Origin of the sequence: Streptomyces sp. NBC_00258 (assembly GCF_036182465.1) — a bacterium.
Taxonomy (GTDB): Bacteria; Actinomycetota; Actinomycetes; order Streptomycetales; family Streptomycetaceae; genus Streptomyces.
Genome location: NZ_CP108081.1, coordinates 3,895,749 through 3,912,203, shown reverse-complemented (window position 1 = coordinate 3,912,203; position 16,455 = coordinate 3,895,749). Strand labels below are relative to the sequence as shown.

Genomic DNA, 16,455 nt, shown 5'->3' with positions numbered 1-16,455 from the left:
CGTACCGACCCCTTACGATCGAGGAATGAGCACGCGGATCGCCTTCCTCAAGGGACACGGGACCGAGAACGACTTCGTGATCATCCCCGACCCCGAGAACGTCATCGACCTGCCCCCGGCCGCCGTCGCCGCCCTGTGCGACCGCCGTGCGGGTATCGGCGGGGACGGTCTGCTGCACGTCGTACGGTCCGTGGCGCACCCCGAGGCCCGGGCGATGGCGGCCGAAGCGGAATGGTTCATGGACTACCGCAACGGCGACGGTTCGGTCGCGGAGATGTGCGGCAACGGCGTGCGTGTGTTCGCCCACTATCTCCAGCGCGCCGGACATGTGGCCGAAGGTGACATCGCCGTCGCCACGCGCGGAGGCGTCAAGACGGTGCACATCGCCAAGGAGGGCGACATCACCGTCGGCATGGGCAAGGCGCTCCTCCCCGAAGGGGACGTCACCGTGAGCGTCGGCGAGCGCAGCTGGCCCGCGCGCAACGTCAACATGGGCAACCCCCACGCGGTCGCCTTCGTGGAGGACCTCGACCACGCCGGAGATCTGTACACCGCGCCGCCGTTCAGCCCCGCCTCCGCGTACCCGGACGGCGTGAACGTCGAGTTCGTCGTCGACCGTGGTCTTCGTCACGTCGCTCTGCGTGTCCACGAGCGAGGCTCCGGCGAGACCCGCTCGTGCGGCACGGGCGCGTGCGCCGTGGCCGTGGCGACGGCGCGCAGGGACGGCGCCGACCCCGCCGTGACCGGTGCACCGGCGACGTACACGGTCGATGTGCCCGGCGGACGCCTGATCATCACCGAGCGGGCCGACGGCGAGATCGAGATGACCGGGCCCGCGGTGATCGTCGCAGAGGGTGAGATCGACGCCGGATGGCTCGAAACGGCGACCCCCTGATCCTTCGCTCGAATGGGTGATCCGTTTCACGCTCGGCGAGAGGCGGTCAGTCGGGCGTGGTGGGCTCGGTAGCATCAAGCACCGGCCCGGACGGGGGAACGACGCCATCCCCAGAGCCGCGCAGTACGCCATGGGGCACCCCGTCCGCCGGTCCACGCAGCCGGAGGTGCCCATGAGTGCGGAGGCCACGAACCCCGCGACGCCCGGCCCCATGCCGCCCGGGGCACAGCGCAGGAGAAGCCGCCCCCGGATCGATCTGCGGCGCCTCGGCCGGGCCGCCCTCCTGGGGCCCGCCGCCCGCGGCCGGCTGCCCGACGCGATCGGTCACGTGGTCGAGGCCCACCGCGCTCACTACCCCGACGCCGACCTGGACCCGCTGCGCCGCGCGTACGTCCTCGCCGAGTCCTCGCATCGCGGACAGATGCGCAAGAGCGGCGAGCCGTACATCACGCACCCGCTCGCCGTGACGCTGATCCTCGCCGAACTCGGCGCGGAGACCACGACTTTGACGGCGTCCCTGCTCCACGACACGGTCGAGGACACGGAAGTGACACTCGATCAGGTGCGTGAGGAGTTCGGCGAGGAGGTCCGCTATCTCGTCGACGGCGTGACGAAGCTGGAGAAGGTCGACTACGGGGCGGCCGCCGAGCCCGAGACGTTCCGCAAGATGCTCGTCGCCACCGGCAGCGACGTACGCGTGATGTCGATCAAGCTCGCCGACCGGCTGCACAACATGCGCACCCTCGGCGTGATGCGCCCCGAGAAACAGGCACGCATCGCCAAGGTGACGAGGGACGTGCTGATCCCGCTCGCCGAACGCCTGGGCGTGCAGGCACTGAAGACCGAGCTGGAGGACCTCGTCTTCGCGATCCTGCACCCCGAGGAGTACGCCCACACCCGCCAGCTCGTCGTCGACAACGCCTCCCGCGCCGACGATCCCCTCGAGGAGATCGCCGAAGAGGTGCGGGTGGTCCTGCGCGAGGCCGGTCTGCAGGCCGAAGTCCTCATCCGGCCACGGCACTTCGTCTCCGTGCACCGCGTCTCTCGCAAGCGCGGCGAGATGCGCGGCTCCGACTTCGGACGCCTCCTGGTGCTCGTGAACGAGGACGCCGACTGCTACGGGGTCCTCGGCGAACTGCACACCTGTCTCACGCCCGTGGTCTCGGAGTTCAAGGACTTCATCGCCGTCCCCAAGTTCAACCTGTACCAGTCGCTGCACACCGCGGTCGCCCGCACCGACGGCCAGGTCGCCGAAGTCCTCATCCGTACGCACCAGATGCACAAGGTCGCCGAGGCCGGCGTCATCGCGCTCGGCAATCCCTACGCTCCTCCTTCGGAGGAGCAGACGGACGGCGACGGCACGCGCGCCGCCGACGTGGTGGACGGCGAGCGCGCCGACCCGACCCGTCCAGGTTGGCTCTCCCGCCTCCTCGACTGGCAGGAGGCGGCCCCGGACCCCGACACGTTCTGGTCGACGCTCCGCGAGGACCTCGCCCAGGACCGGGAGATCACCGTCTACCGCCCCGACGGCGGCACGCTCGGACTTCCCGCGGGCGCCAGTTGCGTCGACGCCGCGTACGCCCAGTACGGCGAGGACGCGCACGCCTGCATCGGCGCGCGCGTCAACGGCCGCCTGGTGAGGCTCAGTACGGTCCTGAACGACGGCGACACCGTGCAACTGCTCATGGGCCAGGACCCGGCCTCCGAGCCCTCCAGGGAGTGGCTGGAGCACGCGCACACGCCCGTCGCGCGGATCGCCATCACCCGCTGGCTGGCCGCACACCCGTCGCCCGCGACGCCGCCCGAGGCTCCCGCCACGACCCGCCGTCCGTCCGCGGACGCGCCCGCCGCGCGCCCGGCCGCCGCGGACGTCGTGGTCGACCAGCCCGGCGCGACCGTACGCCTCGCGGGCTGTTGTACGCCCGTGCCGCCCGACGACATCACCGGCTTCGCCGTACGCGGCGGAGTGGTGACCGTGCACCGCGTCGAGTGCGCGGGGGCGGCCCGCATGAAGGACCTCGGGCGCACGGAAGTCGGAGTGCGCTGGGGCGACACATCGGAATGCCGCGTCACACTCTTCGTCGAGTCCTTCGGACGGCCCCACCTGCTCGCCGACCTCACCGAGGCCATCGCCCTGGAAGGCGGCGACATCGTCGCGGCGACCGTCGAACCGCCCAGCCAGCAGCGGGTACGCCACACCTACACGCTCCAACTCCCGGACGCCGCCCACCTCCCCGTGCTCATGCGGGCGATGCGCAACGTTCCGGGTGTCTTCGACGTCGGCCGCGCGCAGCACCAGACGACCACTCCGTAGAGCGGCGACTCGGCGGAAAGCGCCCGTTCGAGTGGGCTCGGCGCGAGTCGTCGCCGTGAGGCGGGCGGGCGCTGATAGCCGTGGTCCATGCTGCGCACCCCCAGGACCACCACCCGTGCCGGGACTCCACGCCCGAAGGCCCCCCGACGGCTCCGCACGGCGTTCCTCGCCTCCGCCGCCTCCGTCTGCCTCATCGCCGCGAGCGCCCCGGCTCCGGCCCCGCTCGGCATCGGCGACCGGCTCTTCCCGTACCTGGGCAACCCCGGGTACGACGTCACGGCGTACGACCTGGCCTTCACCTATCCCGGCAGCAACAGCAAGCCGCTGCCGGCCGTCACCACGATCGAGGCCAGGACGACAGACTGGCTGGAGCAGGTCAATCTTGACTACTCGCACGGAACAGTGCGATCCGTCGAGGTCGACGGCGAGCCCGCAGAGTTCCGGAGCGCCGGGGAGGACCTGGTGGTCACACCCGCGGAGCCGCTGCCGCCCGGCGTCCGGATGCGGATCACCGTGCGCCACGACAGCAACCCCGTGTCGAGCAAGGACCAGGACAGCGGCTGGGTGCGGACCGAGGACGGCCTCGCGATGGCCAACCAGGCCGACGCCGGGCACCGGGTCTTCCCGAGCAACGACCATCCCTCGGACAAGGCCCTGTTCACCATCCGGGTCACCGCGCCCAACGGCTACACGGCCGTCGCCAACGGGCTGCCCCTGGGCGTGAACCGGCGCGCCGCGGCCACCACCTGGACGTACCGGACCGAGCACCCCATGGCCACCGAACTGGCCCAGGTCTCCATCGGCCGCTCCTCCGTGCTGCACCGGAGCGGGCCGGACGGTCTGCCCGTACGCGACGTGGTTCCCACCAAGGACCGCGAGCTCCTGGAACCGTGGCTCAAGAAGACCCCCGACCAGATCGCCTGGATGCAGGAGAAGGTCGGTGACTACCCCTTCGAGACGTACGGGCTGCTGATCGCCGAGGCCCGCACCGGGTTCGAACTGGAGACACAGACACTCTCCCTCTTCGAGAAGGAGCTCTTCACACGGCCCGAGTACCCGAAGTGGTACGTCGAGGCGATCATGGTGCACGAACTGGCGCACCAGTGGTTCGGCGACAGCGTCTCCCCGCGCACCTGGTCCGACCTGTGGCTCAACGAAGGCCACGCCACCTGGTACGAGGCCCTCTACGCCGAGGAGAAGGCCGACAGGCCCATGGAGGCACGGATGCGGGCCGCCTACCGGGCCTCCGACACATGGCGTGCCGCAGGAGGCCCGCCCGCCGCGCCCAAGGGGGCCGCACCCGGCGAGAAGCTCAGCATCTTCCGCCCGAACGTCTACGACGGCAGCGCCCTGGTCCTGTACGCGCTCCGCGAGGAGATCGGCCGCCACGCCTTCGAGCAACTGGAGCGGACCTGGGTGAGCACCCACCACGACGGGGTCGCGGACACCGCGGACTTCACGCACCTCGCCTCGGGCATCTCGGGCCGTGATCTGAGCGGATTCTTCGAGGCATGGCTCTACGGGGAGAAGACCCCGCCCATGCCGGGCCACCCCGACTGGCGCAGCGAGAAGCCCGCGGAGAAGCCCGCCAAGCCCACCCGATAGCCCCGAAAATCCGGTGACGAGACGGGCCGTGCCGTGCGAACATCTTCACGTCGACGCCACTTCGGGTCGGCGGCACGGCCCCCCGGACTCCGGACGGGAATCTCCCGGCGGCCCCGGACGTTGTCGTGTATGTCGGACGGAAGTCCGTCGTCCCACAGGTATCCCCTCGACGTAAGGACCCAATGACCTCCTCTTCTTCCCCTTCCCAGGACACGCAGAGCCTCGCGCAGAACTACCCCGACGGTCTTCGGGCCGATGCCCTGATGGAAGAGGACGTCGCCTGGAGCCACGAGGTCGACGGAGACCGGGACGGCGACCAGTTCGACCGCTCCGAGCGTGCGGCCCTGCGCCGTGTCGCGGGCCTCTCCACCGAACTCGAGGACGTCACCGAGGTCGAGTACCGACAGCTCCGTCTGGAGCGAGTGGTGCTTGTCGGTGTGTGGACCTCCGGGACCGCGACCGACTCGGAGAACTCCCTCGCGGAGCTCGCCGCCCTCGCCGAGACCGCGGGCGCGCTTGTGCTCGACGGCGTCATCCAGCGCCGCGACAAGCCCGACGCGGCCACCTACATCGGTTCCGGCAAGGCCAACGAGCTGCGGGACATCGTGCTGGAGACCGGCGCGGACACCGTCATCTGTGACGGTGAGCTCTCGCCGGGCCAGCTGATCCACCTCGAAGACGTCGTCAAGGTCAAGGTCATCGACCGTACGGCCCTGATCCTCGACATCTTCGCCCAGCACGCCAAGTCCCGAGAGGGCAAGGCGCAGGTCGCGCTCGCGCAGATGCAGTACATGCTGCCGAGGCTGCGAGGCTGGGGCCAGTCGCTGTCCCGTCAGATGGGCGGCGGCAAGGGCGGCGGCCTCGCCACCCGTGGTCCCGGTGAGACCAAGATCGAGACCGACCGGCGTCGTATCCGCGAGAAGATGGCGAAGATGCGCCGGGAGATCGCGGACATGAAGGTCGGCCGCGAGATCAAGCGCCAGGAGCGCCGTCGCAACAAGGTGCCCTCGGTGGCGATCGCCGGCTACACCAACGCCGGCAAGTCCTCGCTGCTCAACCGCCTCACGGGCGCGGGCGTGCTCGTGCAGAACGAGCTGTTCGCCACCCTCGACCCGACCGTGCGCCGTGCCGAGACGCCCAGCGGGCGGATCTACACACTCGCGGACACCGTCGGCTTCGTCCGGCACCTGCCGCACCACCTCGTCGAGGCGTTCCGCTCCACGATGGAAGAGGTCGGGGACTCCGACCTGATCCTGCACGTGGTGGACGGTTCGCACCCGGCGCCGGAGGAGCAGCTGGCCGCCGTGCGCGAGGTCGTCCGCGACGTGGGCGCGACCAAGGTGCCCGAGATCGTGGTGATCAACAAGGCGGACGCGGCCGACCCGCTGGTGCTCCAGCGGCTCATGCGGAACGAGAAGCGGTCCATCGCCGTCTCGGCCCGCACGGGCCAGGGCATCGCCGAGCTGCTCGCGCTCATCGACGTCGAACTGCCGCACCCCTCGGTCGAGATCGAGGTGCTCGTGCCGTACACGCTCGGCCGGCTGGTCGCGCGCGCCCACTCCGAGGGCGAGGTGATCTCCGAGGAGCACACCCCGGAGGGCACCCTGCTGAAGGTGCGGGTGCACGAGGAACTGGCGGCGGAGCTGGCTCCGTACGTCCCGGTGCCGGCTGCCTGATCTCTGATGTGATCGCATACGGCGAAGGCCCGCCCCCTCTGGCAGGGGGCGGGCCTTCGCCGTATGCGTGGCGCGGATGCCGTGGGCGTGGCGCCGGCAGGCGTACGGGCGCCTACTTGGCGCCGTACTCCTTGCTCATGTTGTCGAAGAGCGTCTCGGCGCCCTGACCCAGCTGCGGTCCCGCGAGCCAGGTGTTGTCGGCCGGGCCGATCGAGGTGTTCGAGACGAGCACGGTCTTGCCGTCGACGACCCGGAACCAGCCGCCGCCCGACGAACCTCCGGTCATCGTGCAGCCGATGCGGTACATCGTCGGCAGGCTCGGGCTGAGCGAGAGCCGGCCCGGCCGGTCGACGCACTTGTGCATGATCAGACCGTTGTACGGCGGCGCCGCCGGGTAGCCCCAGGCGCCCATCGATCCCGCGTCCGCCGCGGCGGGGGTGGAGAAGTCCACGTCCAGCGCCGTACCGACGGTCTCCTCAAGGGACTTGGAGCCCGACTCCGGCTTCACGTGCAGCACCGCGTAGTCGTACGCGGCACCCGCGCCGCCCGACTCCGAGCCGCCCTGGATCCACTCGTTCGACGTGGACGCCCAGTCCGCCCAGTACTGGCCGTACGGGGAGATCTCCTGCTGTGTCGCATTGGCCAGCTCGGCCTCGGACTTGCCGAGGTCGTTGTAGGCGGGCACGAAGGCGATGTTGCGGTACCAGCCGCCGCCACCGCCCGCGTGGACACAGTGGCCCGCGGTCCACACGAGGTTGGACTTCCCCGGGTTGCGCGGATCCTTGACGACCGTGCCGGAGCAGACCATCGAGCCTTCGGGGGAGTCGAAGAAGACCTTCCCGACCGGGGCGGCGTTGTCGTGGTACGGGGTCTCTTCCCGCGTCGCGGTGACCGGGGCCGGTGCCGGGTCGCTCACGCCCTGGTCGGCCGAGGCGTCCTTCGCGGAGATCGTCTTGTCCGGGTCCTTGGCGGACTTCATCCGCTCGGGCTTCCAGAGGCCCTCGATCACCGGGTTGACGAAGTCCTCGGCCTCAGTGAGCCACTTGTCCCTGTCCCAGTTCTTCCATTCGCCGTCCTTCCAGTCGTCGACATCGATGCCGTGCTCCTTGAGCTTGCCGGCGATGTCGGCCGGAATTTCGATCTTGTCGCCGCCGGAGGCCCCGGAGCCGGTGGCGGCCGGCTTGTCGGCGGCGTTGTCGTCGCCCGACTCGCAGGCGGTGGCGGTGAGCGCAAGAGCCGCCGCCAGGCCGGTGACGGCGAGGACGCGGCGTCGCCCGCGCATCCCCCAGAAGGACGGACGTGTGGAACGCATGATGTTGTTACCCCCGATAGAACGTGCAGCTTTCGTCTGCGGGTCAGGCGCGAAGAGCGCGAAGAAGGCTCTCCGCGGAGCCCGTGTCACCGCGACACCCCACTATGCCCGGGGAGTCGAGGACGAACGGCGGCCGGGTGGTGAAGGTTTCCGTGAGGCCCCACCCTGCCGCCGTTCGCCCCTGTGCCGCTACTGCGGTACCGCTACGGCTACGCCGCTATCGCTGCGTCGCTACTGCTGCGCCGCGAACTTCTTGCTCACCGCGTCGTAGATCCCCTTGGCCTCCGTGCCCAGGTGCGGGCCCGCGAGCCAGCCCGCGGTCACCGGGCCGATCGAGGTGTTGGACACCAGCGCCGGCTTGCCGTCCGAACCCGCCGCGACCCAGCCGCCGCCCGACGAACCGCCGGTCATGGTGCAGCCGATGCGGTACATCGTCGGCTCGGACTCGGCGATCGACAGCCGACCCGGCTTGTCCGCGCACTGGAACATGGTCTCCCCGTCGAACGGCTTCGCCGCCGGGTAGCCGGTCGCGGTGATGTCCCCGACCTGCGACACGGCCGGAGCGTTGAAGTCCACCGGGAGCGCCGAACCGACGGTCTCCTCGAGGGACTTGCCCCCGCTGCCCTTCTCCGGCGTCACATGAATGACCGCGAAGTCGTACGAGGCACCGTCGCCGCCCGTCGCACCACCCTGCTCGATCCACTGGTCCGAGGTCTGCGCCCAGTCACCCCACCAGAGACCGTACGGAGCGACCTCCTCCTTGGTGGCGGTCGCGAGCTCCGCCGCCGACATGGCGTCGTTGTTGTACGAGGGCACGAAGGCGATGTTGCGGTACCAGCCGCCCTTCTTGCCGGCGTGCACGCAGTGGCCCGCGGTCCACACGAGGTTGGACTTGCCCGGGTGGGCCGGGTCCTCGACCACGGTCGCCGAGCAGACCATCGTGCCCTCGGGCGAGTCGAAGAACACCTTGCCCGCCTCGGGCGCGTTCTCGTGGTACGCCGCAGGGACGGACTTCGCCTCCACGGGCGCCGGCTCCGGGTCGGTCACGCCCTGGTCACCCGAGAGGTCGTTCTCGTCGACGCCCTTGCCCTGGTCCGGGTCCTCGGCCTCGCGCATACGGTCCGGGTCCCACAGGTCCTTGATGATCGGGTTGATGTAGTCCCCGGCCTCGCGCAGCCAGTCGTCCTTGTCCCAGTTCTTCCAGGCGCCGCCCTTCCACTGGTCGATGTCGATCCCGTGCTCTTTGAGCCTGTCCCTGATGTTGTCCGGGATCTTGATCTTGCCGTCGCCCGCCGCGGACGCCGACGCCTGCGCGCCCGCGTTGGTGTCCTCTTCCGAGCCGCAGGCGGTGGCGGTGAGCGCCAGTGCGGTGGCCAGTCCGACCGCGGCCAGCATGGGGGAGGTTCTGCGGCGCGAGCTCCTCCCTCGACGGGCGGCGAAGGGCGGGCGTATGGGTCGCATGGTGTGACTCCCCCTGGAGGTGAACGAACAACTCTGTGCTGCCACATGGGACTTCGTACGGATCCGGTGACCCGGATGTGTCCGACGTGGACCGTGGGTGCTGATCAGCGGGGATCCGCTGAACGGCACCACAGACTATGCCGTTGCTGTGGGGGACTTCCGACGGAACCGCAACGGTTCCGTCACGGCAAGGATCTTCGCCCCACCGTTGCCCCTCGCGGTCCTCGTCGTTGGTACGTACGGGGGACGTTCCGGCTGCGTTCATTCCCCTGTCGCCTCCCACCGGGCGGCCGAGCAACTCGCCTCTTCTGGACAGCGGGAGGACCGACAGACGTGGCTGTGACCGAGTCTGCGCCCGAGGCGGCGCCCGCGATGCCCGAGGTCGCTGGGGCGCGCGCGACACAGGAGAACGTCGGGGCGCGCGCGGCGCACGAGGGGATTCTGCGGCGCCAGGCGGCGCGTGAATCCGCGGCGCGCACCTACGCACGCGCCCTTCCGATCGTCCCGGTCCGCGCGCGCGGCCTGACGATCGAGGGCGCCGACGGGAACCGCTACCTCGACTGCCTCTCGGGCGCCGGGACGCTGGCCCTCGGCCACAACCACCCGGTTGTACTGGAAGCCATCAGGAAGGTCCTCGACTCCGGGGCGCCGTTGCAGGTCCTCGACCTGGCCACGCCCGTCAAGGACGCCTTCACCACCGAGCTGTTCCGCACGCTGCCGCCCGGTCTCGCCGACCACGCGCGCGTGCAGTTCTGCGGGCCCGCCGGTACGGACGCCGTGGAGGCCGCCCTGAAACTGGTGCGCGCCGCGACCGGGCGCAGCGGGATTCTCGCCTTCGCCGGCGCCTACCACGGGATGACCGCGGGGGCGCTCGCAGCATCCGGTGGCGCGTCCGACGTACGTGTCGCGCGCCTGCCCTATCCGCAGGACTACCGCTGTCCGTTCGGCGTCGGCGGCGAACCGGGTGCCGAACTCGCCGCGCGCTGGACCGAGTCCATCCTCGACGACACCAAGTCCGGGGTGCCGAGCCCCGCCGGGATGATCCTGGAACCGGTGCAGGGCGAGGGCGGAGTGATTCCGGCCCGCGACGACTGGATGCGGCGGATGCGCGAGATCACCTCGGCGCGCTCCATCCCGCTGATCGCCGACGAGGTCCAGACGGGAGTCGGGCGGACCGGCGCCTTCTGGGCGGTGGAGCACAGCGGCATCACACCCGATGTGATGGTCCTCTCCAAGGCCATCGGGGGCAGCCTGCCGCTGGCGGTCGTCGTCTACCGCGAGGACCTCGACGTGTGGGAACCGGGCGCCCACGCGGGCACGTTCCGCGGCAACCAGCTCGCCATGGCCGCGGGCGCCGCGACTCTCGCGTACGTCCGTGAGAACGGCCTCACCGAGCGAGCCGCGGTTCTGGGCACCCGCATGATCGCCCAACTCCGGAGTCTTGCCGACGACTTCGGCTGTGTCGGCGACGTGCGCGGCCGGGGGCTGATGATCGGCGTCGAACTCGTGGACCCCGAGAAGCCTCCGTCGTCCCCCGGCGGACCGCCTCCCGCGGCCCCCGAACTGGCGGCCGCCGTCCAGCGGGAGTGCCTGCGCCGCGGGCTGATCGTGGAACTCGGCGGACGGAACTCCAGTGTGGTGCGCCTGCTGCCACCGCTCACGATCAGCGACGAACAGGCGAGCGCGGTGCTCAACCGTCTTGCCGACGCCGTGGCGGAGGTCGCGAAGGCGCACACCGGCTCACCCTCCGAGAACACCCGGCGGACAGCGACCCGGCACGCCCAGAAGGTCGACCAGGCCCAAAAGGTCGAGCACGCCCAAGGCGCCGAGCACACCCGACGCGCCGAGCGCTCCGGATAGCCGGTCGGCCCGGTGGACGGCCCGGCGGTGGGACCCCGGAGACGTCGTCCTCCGGCGACACCCGCAGGGCACCACCAGAACTGCCTCCTCCATTCCGCACCCCCTGAACCAGACGACACCCCGCACCCGCATCAACCAGGAAACGCACGGGCCCAACGCACGCCGGAACAGCCCCGGTTCGTCGCCGCACGAACCTGAACCACCCCCGAGGAAGCCTCTTGAACGCCATCCCCGCACCCGACGGCCACCCCTACACCCATGAGCGAGGAGGGCGCGGCACACAGGCCCCGCTCGGGTCGGGGGCCGAATCGGTCCCCAGGCAGAAGACAGGGTCCCAGGAGTCCGAAGGGCTGCGCGGCGCCACCACCGACCTGCTGGAACACCCCGATCCCCACACCGCGGCCCAGGCCGCCGCCATCGAGAACCTGCTGCGCTGCTGGGTACGCGAGCACGACCTCGCCGCCCCCGACGACGGCACCCTCCGCATCCCCCTCCCCGCGAGTGGCACAGCCCTCGTCGTTCCCGTCCACTACTGGTCCCCCACGGGCTGGCACCGCCTCGGCCCTCCCTACCTCTCCGACGCCCCCGACCAGGCACCTCCCACGGACGCCGTCACCCTTGCGGCCCTCCTGGGACGCGAGACCCCGACAACCGGAGCTCCCACCCAGCTGACCGCCCTCACCGCCCCGGACGCTCCCACCGAGCCAATCGCCTCCGACGCGACAGACGCTCCCGCTGGGCCCCAGGCTTCCGCTACGACGGATGCTCCTGCCCAGCCCCACGCCTCGGCCGACGGCGGTGACCTGGTCGGCCGCGTCGCCGACTCCGTACGGCGGACCGTCGTCTTCATCACGGACCGCCGGGAGAATCCCGCCGACGGCCCCGACTTCTTCCTCTCGGCCGAGCAGGCGCTGTTGCTCGGCCACCCGCTGCACCCCACCCCGAAGAGCCGCGAGGGACTCTCCGGGACCGAAACCCGCCTCTACTCACCCGAGTTGCGCGGCTCCTTCCCCCTGCACTGGATGGCTGTCGCCCCCTCCGCGCTCGCCACCGACTCGGCCTGGACCGAGCGAGGCCGCCTCGTGCCCGCGGAGCAGCTCACCCCCCGGCTCGCCGGTGCCGGACTGCGGTTGCCCGACGGATACGCCGCGCTGCCGATGCACCCCTGGCAGGTCCGCGAGATCCGCCACCGCCCGGATACGGCGAAACTTCTGGACGCCGGTCTGCTCCTGGACCTCGGTCCCCATGGCTCTCCGTGGTACCCCACCTCCTCCGTACGCACCCTCTACCGCTCCGGCGCCCCTGCGATGCTGAAGCTTTCGCTGGGCCTGCGCATCACCAACTCCCGCAGGGAGAACCTCCGCAAGGAACTCCACCGCGGTGTCGAGGTCCACCGTCTGCTGCGCGGCGGCCTCGCCGAACAGTGGCAGGCGGCCCACCCGGGCTTCGACATCGTGCGCGACCCGGCCTGGCTCGCGGTGAACGACCCGGACGGCAACCCCGTGCCCGGCCTCGACGTGATGATCCGCCACAATCCGTTCACGCCGACGGACGACGTCTCCTGCGTCGCCGGACTCGTCTCGCCCAGGCCCCAGGCCCAGCCCATCGGACAGCAGCACCCCGAGCAGAGCCGGACCACGACACGGGCCAGGCTCACCGAGATCGTCACCCGGCTCGCCGGACGCACGGGCCGGCCACGCGGCGCCGTCGCCGCCGAGTGGTTCCTGCGCTACCTGGAGCAGGTCGTCCGCCCTGTCCTCTGGCTGGACAGCGAGGCGGGCATCGCGCTGGAGGCCCACCAGCAGAACACCCTGCTCCTGCTGGACCAGGAAGGGTGGCCCGCGGGCGGCCGCTACCGCGACAACCAGGGCTACTACTTCCGCGAGTCGCGGCGCGCGGAACTGAACGAACGACTCCCCGGCATCGGCGAGCACAGCGACACCTTCGTCTCCGACGAGGTCACCGACGAACGATTCGCCTACTACCTCGGCATCAACAACGTGCTCGGCCTCATCGGGGCCTTCGGCTCCCAGCGCCTCGCCGACGAACGGCTGCTGCTCGCCGCCTTCCGCCGATTCCTCGCCGACGTCGCCTCGGGGCCCGCCCGGCTGCGTACCTCCCTGCCCGCCCAGCTGCTCGACTCACCCGTTCTGCGCTGCAAGGCCAACCTGCTGACCCGGCTGCACGGTCTCGACGAACTCGTCGGTCCGGTCGACACCCAGTCCGTCTACGTCACCATCGCCAACCCCCTTCATTCCTGAGGAACATGACCCACCCCGTCTCCTGAGAGGAGCGTCGCCGTGCCTCCCACCGATGCGAGCACCGACGCCGGTACCGCCCCCTACACCACCGCCGGCAGCGACACGGGTCCCGGTGCGGACACCGAGGACACCCTCGATCTGCGCCTGCCCGAAGAACTTCTCGCGTTCTTCGCCGAAAAGGCCGAGAAGGCCGGGGAAGCGAAGGGCAGGGCGGCCGGGGGCGCGAACGCCGAAGCGGCCGGGGGAGCCGCGGAACGGGCAGAGCGGAACGGCGGGGGCCGGAGCACGGCGGGCTCGGCGCAGGACTGGGCGCCGGGCACAGCGTGGCCCTCCCCGGTCGCCCCGGCCGGTGACGACCTGCTGGACCGCGTCGGTGACTGGGGGCCGACCGCCACCGCCGCGGGCGTCTTCCACCTCGTCCCCGTACACCTCGACCGAGACCTCCCGCTCATCAACCGCTGGATGAACGACCCCGCCGTGGCCGCCTTCTGGGAGCTCTCGGGACCCGGGACGGCGACCGAGGACCACCTGCGCGCCCAACTCGGCGGCGACGGACGCAGCGTCCCCTGCCTCGGCGTGCTGGACGGCACGCCGATGAGCTACTGGGAGATCTACCGGGCGGACCTCGACCCCCTGGCCCGCCACTACCCGGCCCGCCTTCACGACACCGGTATCCACCTCCTCATCGGCGGTGTCGCCCATCGCGGGCGTGGACTCGGCACGACTCTGCTCAGAGCCGTCTCCGATCTGGTCCTCGACCGTCGTCCCTCATGCGCACGCGTCATCGCTGAACCCGACCTCCGCAACATCCCCTCCGTGTCCGCCTTTCTCAGTGCCGGCTTCCGGTTCTCCGCCGAGGTCGATCTGCCCGACAAGAAGGCAGCCCTCATGGTCCGGGACCGGGCCCTGCGCGATCTGTTGTAGCGCCGTCACTTTTAGTACACCGCTCGCTCCGATCAGGTTCCCAGTCGAGGAGTCCCCGTGCCGAACCCGTCCGCCGCCCCGACTCCCGGAGAGCCGTCGTGGCTCTACGACCCGCCCGAACTGAGCCCGGAGCGATGGGAAAGAGCGGGGCGCCGTCTGCTCGCCAAGATGATCGGGGAGTTCGCGCACGAGGAGATCCTGGTACCCGAGGCGGACGGGAACCGTGCCGCTGCAACCGCGGCAGCGCCCTGTCCCACCGAGGCCACCGCACCGGTCGGCGCCCTGGACCCCAGAGGAGACGATTCGCCGCCCGCCGCAGGCGCCGATGACGAGCGTCCGTACACCCTCCGCCTCGACGCAGGCGGCATCATCGCCTTCCGCGCCCGCCGCGGCGCGTACGACAGCTGGCAGGTCGATCCGTTGTCACTCACCCTGACCGAGGCAACCGGAGCCACCGGCGAGACCGTGGGACCGGAACCCTCACGCCCCTACACCGACCCCCTCGACTTCCTCACCCGCGCCCGCGCCACCCTCGGACTCGACGGCGCCACTCTCGGGCACGTCATCAGGGAACTGACCACCACACTCGCGGCGGACGCCCGCCTCGACCACACCGCACTGCCCGCCGCCCGGCTCGCCGACCTGGGATACGCCGAGCTGGAAGGCCATCAGACGGGCCACCCCTGGATCGTCCTCAACAAGGGGCGCCTCGGCTTCTCCGCCACGGACGCCGCCCACTGGGCACCCGAGGGCCGTAGAGGGACAGCCCTGCCATGGATCGCGGTGCACACCTCACTGGCCACATACCGGGGCGTCGCAGGTCTGGAGACCGCGGACCAGCTTTACGCGCGCGAGCTCGACCCCGCCACCAGGGAGTCCTACGACGTCGCCCTACGCGCGCGTGGGCTCTCACCGGAGTCGTATCTCTACCTGCCCGTGCACCCCTGGCAGTGGAACGACGTCGTGCTGCCGCTCTTCGCGCCCTCTGTCGCCGCAGGCGCCATCGTTCCGCTGCCCCCGGACGCCGATTTACGCCTGCCCCAGCAGTCGGTCCGCACCTTCCTCAACACCTCACGCCCGGACCGGCACACCGTCAAACTGCCGCTGTCCGTCCTCAACACCCTGGTGTGGCGGGGCCTCCCCACGGAGCGCACTCTCGCGGCACCCGCCGTCACCGCCTGGATGCACGGCCTGCGCGACGCGGACCCCTTCCTGCGGGACACCTGCGGGGTCATCCTCCTCGGCGAGGTCGCGTCCGTCACGGTCGGGCACCCCGTGTACGACGCTCTGCCGGAAGTCCCGTACCAGTACAAGGAGCTGTTGGGCGCGATCTGGCGCGAGCCGCTCTGTCGGCATCTGGCGCCCGGCGAACGCGCCCGCACCCTCGCCGCTCTCCTGCACACCGACCCCGAAGGCCGAGCCTTCACGACGGAGCTCGTCGAGCGCTCGGGACTGGCCCCGCGGATCTGGTTGCGCCGTCTCTTCGCCGCTCTGCTGCCGCCCCTGCTGCACTTCCTCTACCGCTACGGCACTGTGTTCAGCCCACACGGCGAGAACGCGATCGTTGTCTTCGACGACCACGACGTACCCGTCCGACTCGCGGTGAAGGACTTCGTGGACGACGTGAACGTCAGCGCCGAGCGGTTTCCCGAGCACGCGTCCATGCCGGACGACGTGCGCGCCGTTCTGCTCACGGAACCGGCCGCCTTCCTCACCCAGTTCATCCACTCCGGGCTCTTCGTCGGTGTCTTCCGCTATCTGGCCCCGCTCTGCGAGGCGCAACTGGGTGTTCCGGAGGCCGAGTTCTGGTCGCTCGTCCGGGCGGAGATCCTCCGTCACCACAAGCTCTTCCCGGAGCTCAAGGAGCGCTACGAAACGTTCGACCTGCTCACTCCGCGTATCGAGCGGCTGTGCCTCAACCGCAACCGACTGCACCTGGACGGCTACCGTGACCGCCCCAAGCGCCCGCACGCAGCCGTGCACGGCACCGTTCCGAACCCACTGCACCAGCCATGATCAGTGACCGCGGCAATGATCATTTCACCGATCACTCCACCCCCGGTGTCACCGGCCGTGCACCCGTCTTGATCGCGTCCCTCGCCCCGGCCTTGATCGCCCGGTTGTCAGTGCGGCCCCGTAGGGTGGTC

Annotated in this window: 10 protein-coding genes; 8 read left to right on the top strand and 2 right to left on the bottom strand. The window is 70.6% G+C overall.

Annotated elements, in window-relative coordinates; all coding sequences use genetic code 11:
- Nucleotides 1-25: 25 nt before the first annotated feature.
- The 4 genes from dapF to hflX all read left to right on the top strand — a co-directional run bounded on the left by dapF (nucleotide 26) and on the right by hflX (nucleotide 6,490).
- Nucleotides 26-895: a diaminopimelate epimerase gene (gene dapF / locus OG718_RS17345; RefSeq protein WP_328844549.1), complete on the top strand. Its 870-nt coding sequence runs from the start codon at nucleotides 26-28 to the stop codon at nucleotides 893-895.
- A 172-nt stretch (nucleotides 896-1,067) separates the two neighbouring features.
- The gene (locus OG718_RS17340; RefSeq protein ID WP_143638085.1) at nucleotides 1,068-3,209 is read left to right on the top strand and encodes a RelA/SpoT family protein; all 2,142 of its coding nucleotides are present in this window, start codon (nucleotides 1,068-1,070) and stop codon (nucleotides 3,207-3,209) included.
- An 87-nt stretch (nucleotides 3,210-3,296) separates the two neighbouring features.
- A complete protein-coding gene (locus tag OG718_RS17335) occupies nucleotides 3,297-4,814 on the top strand; it encodes a M1 family metallopeptidase (protein ID WP_328844548.1) in 1,518 nt (505 codons plus the stop codon).
- Nucleotides 4,815-4,996: 182 nt separating this feature from the next.
- Nucleotides 4,997-6,490 (top strand): GTPase HflX, encoded by a 1,494-nt coding sequence (gene hflX / locus OG718_RS17330; protein WP_143638088.1) that lies wholly within the window; start codon nucleotides 4,997-4,999, stop codon nucleotides 6,488-6,490.
- A gap of 112 nt (nucleotides 6,491-6,602) precedes the next feature.
- Here the strand turns inward: hflX and OG718_RS17325 are convergent, their stop codons facing one another.
- Together OG718_RS17325 and OG718_RS17320 are read right to left on the bottom strand one after the other, a co-directional pair.
- Nucleotides 6,603-7,802, bottom strand: a complete 1,200-nt coding sequence (locus tag OG718_RS17325; protein WP_143638089.1) for a hypothetical protein — start codon at nucleotides 7,800-7,802, stop codon at nucleotides 6,603-6,605.
- A gap of 231 nt (nucleotides 7,803-8,033) precedes the next feature.
- Nucleotides 8,034-9,263 carry a trypsin-like serine peptidase gene (locus tag OG718_RS17320; RefSeq protein WP_306937329.1) on the bottom strand — a complete coding sequence of 410 codons (1,230 nt, stop codon included), beginning with the start codon at nucleotides 9,261-9,263 and terminating at the stop codon, nucleotides 8,034-8,036.
- Nucleotides 9,264-9,596: 333 nt separating this feature from the next.
- Here OG718_RS17320 and OG718_RS17315 point away from each other — a divergent pair, with 333 nt between their 5' ends.
- The 4 genes from OG718_RS17315 to OG718_RS17300 all read left to right on the top strand — a co-directional run bounded on the left by OG718_RS17315 (nucleotide 9,597) and on the right by OG718_RS17300 (nucleotide 16,324).
- Nucleotides 9,597-11,123 (top strand): diaminobutyrate--2-oxoglutarate transaminase family protein, encoded by a 1,527-nt coding sequence (locus OG718_RS17315; protein ID WP_443055120.1) that lies wholly within the window; start codon nucleotides 9,597-9,599, stop codon nucleotides 11,121-11,123.
- A 218-nt stretch (nucleotides 11,124-11,341) separates the two neighbouring features.
- The gene (locus OG718_RS17310) at nucleotides 11,342-13,384 is read left to right on the top strand and encodes an IucA/IucC family protein (protein WP_443055118.1); all 2,043 of its coding nucleotides are present in this window, start codon (nucleotides 11,342-11,344) and stop codon (nucleotides 13,382-13,384) included.
- A gap of 39 nt (nucleotides 13,385-13,423) precedes the next feature.
- On the top strand, nucleotides 13,424-14,308 hold the full coding sequence (locus OG718_RS17305) for a GNAT family N-acetyltransferase (protein WP_328844547.1): 885 nt from the start codon (nucleotides 13,424-13,426) through the stop codon (nucleotides 14,306-14,308).
- Nucleotides 14,309-14,365: 57 nt separating this feature from the next.
- Nucleotides 14,366-16,324: an IucA/IucC family protein gene (locus OG718_RS17300; protein ID WP_328844546.1), complete on the top strand. Its 1,959-nt coding sequence runs from the start codon at nucleotides 14,366-14,368 to the stop codon at nucleotides 16,322-16,324.
- Nucleotides 16,325-16,455: the final 131 nt, after the last annotated feature.

What these genes read in the sequence shown, in the direction of transcription:
- OG718_RS17320 (WP_306937329.1), bottom strand. Translation starts at nt 9,263, where the DNA reads ATGCGACCCATACGCCCGCCCTTCGCCGCCCGTCGAGGGAGGAGCTCG.
- hflX (WP_143638088.1), top strand. Translation starts at nt 4,997, where the DNA reads ATGACCTCCTCTTCTTCCCCTTCCCAGGACACGCAGAGCCTCGCGCAG.
- OG718_RS17335 (WP_328844548.1), top strand. Translation starts at nt 3,297, where the DNA reads ATGCTGCGCACCCCCAGGACCACCACCCGTGCCGGGACTCCACGCCCG.
- OG718_RS17325 (WP_143638089.1), bottom strand. Translation starts at nt 7,802, where the DNA reads ATGCGTTCCACACGTCCGTCCTTCTGGGGGATGCGCGGGCGACGCCGC.
- dapF (WP_328844549.1), top strand. Translation starts at nt 26, where the DNA reads ATGAGCACGCGGATCGCCTTCCTCAAGGGACACGGGACCGAGAACGAC.
- OG718_RS17340 (WP_143638085.1), top strand. Translation starts at nt 1,068, where the DNA reads ATGAGTGCGGAGGCCACGAACCCCGCGACGCCCGGCCCCATGCCGCCC.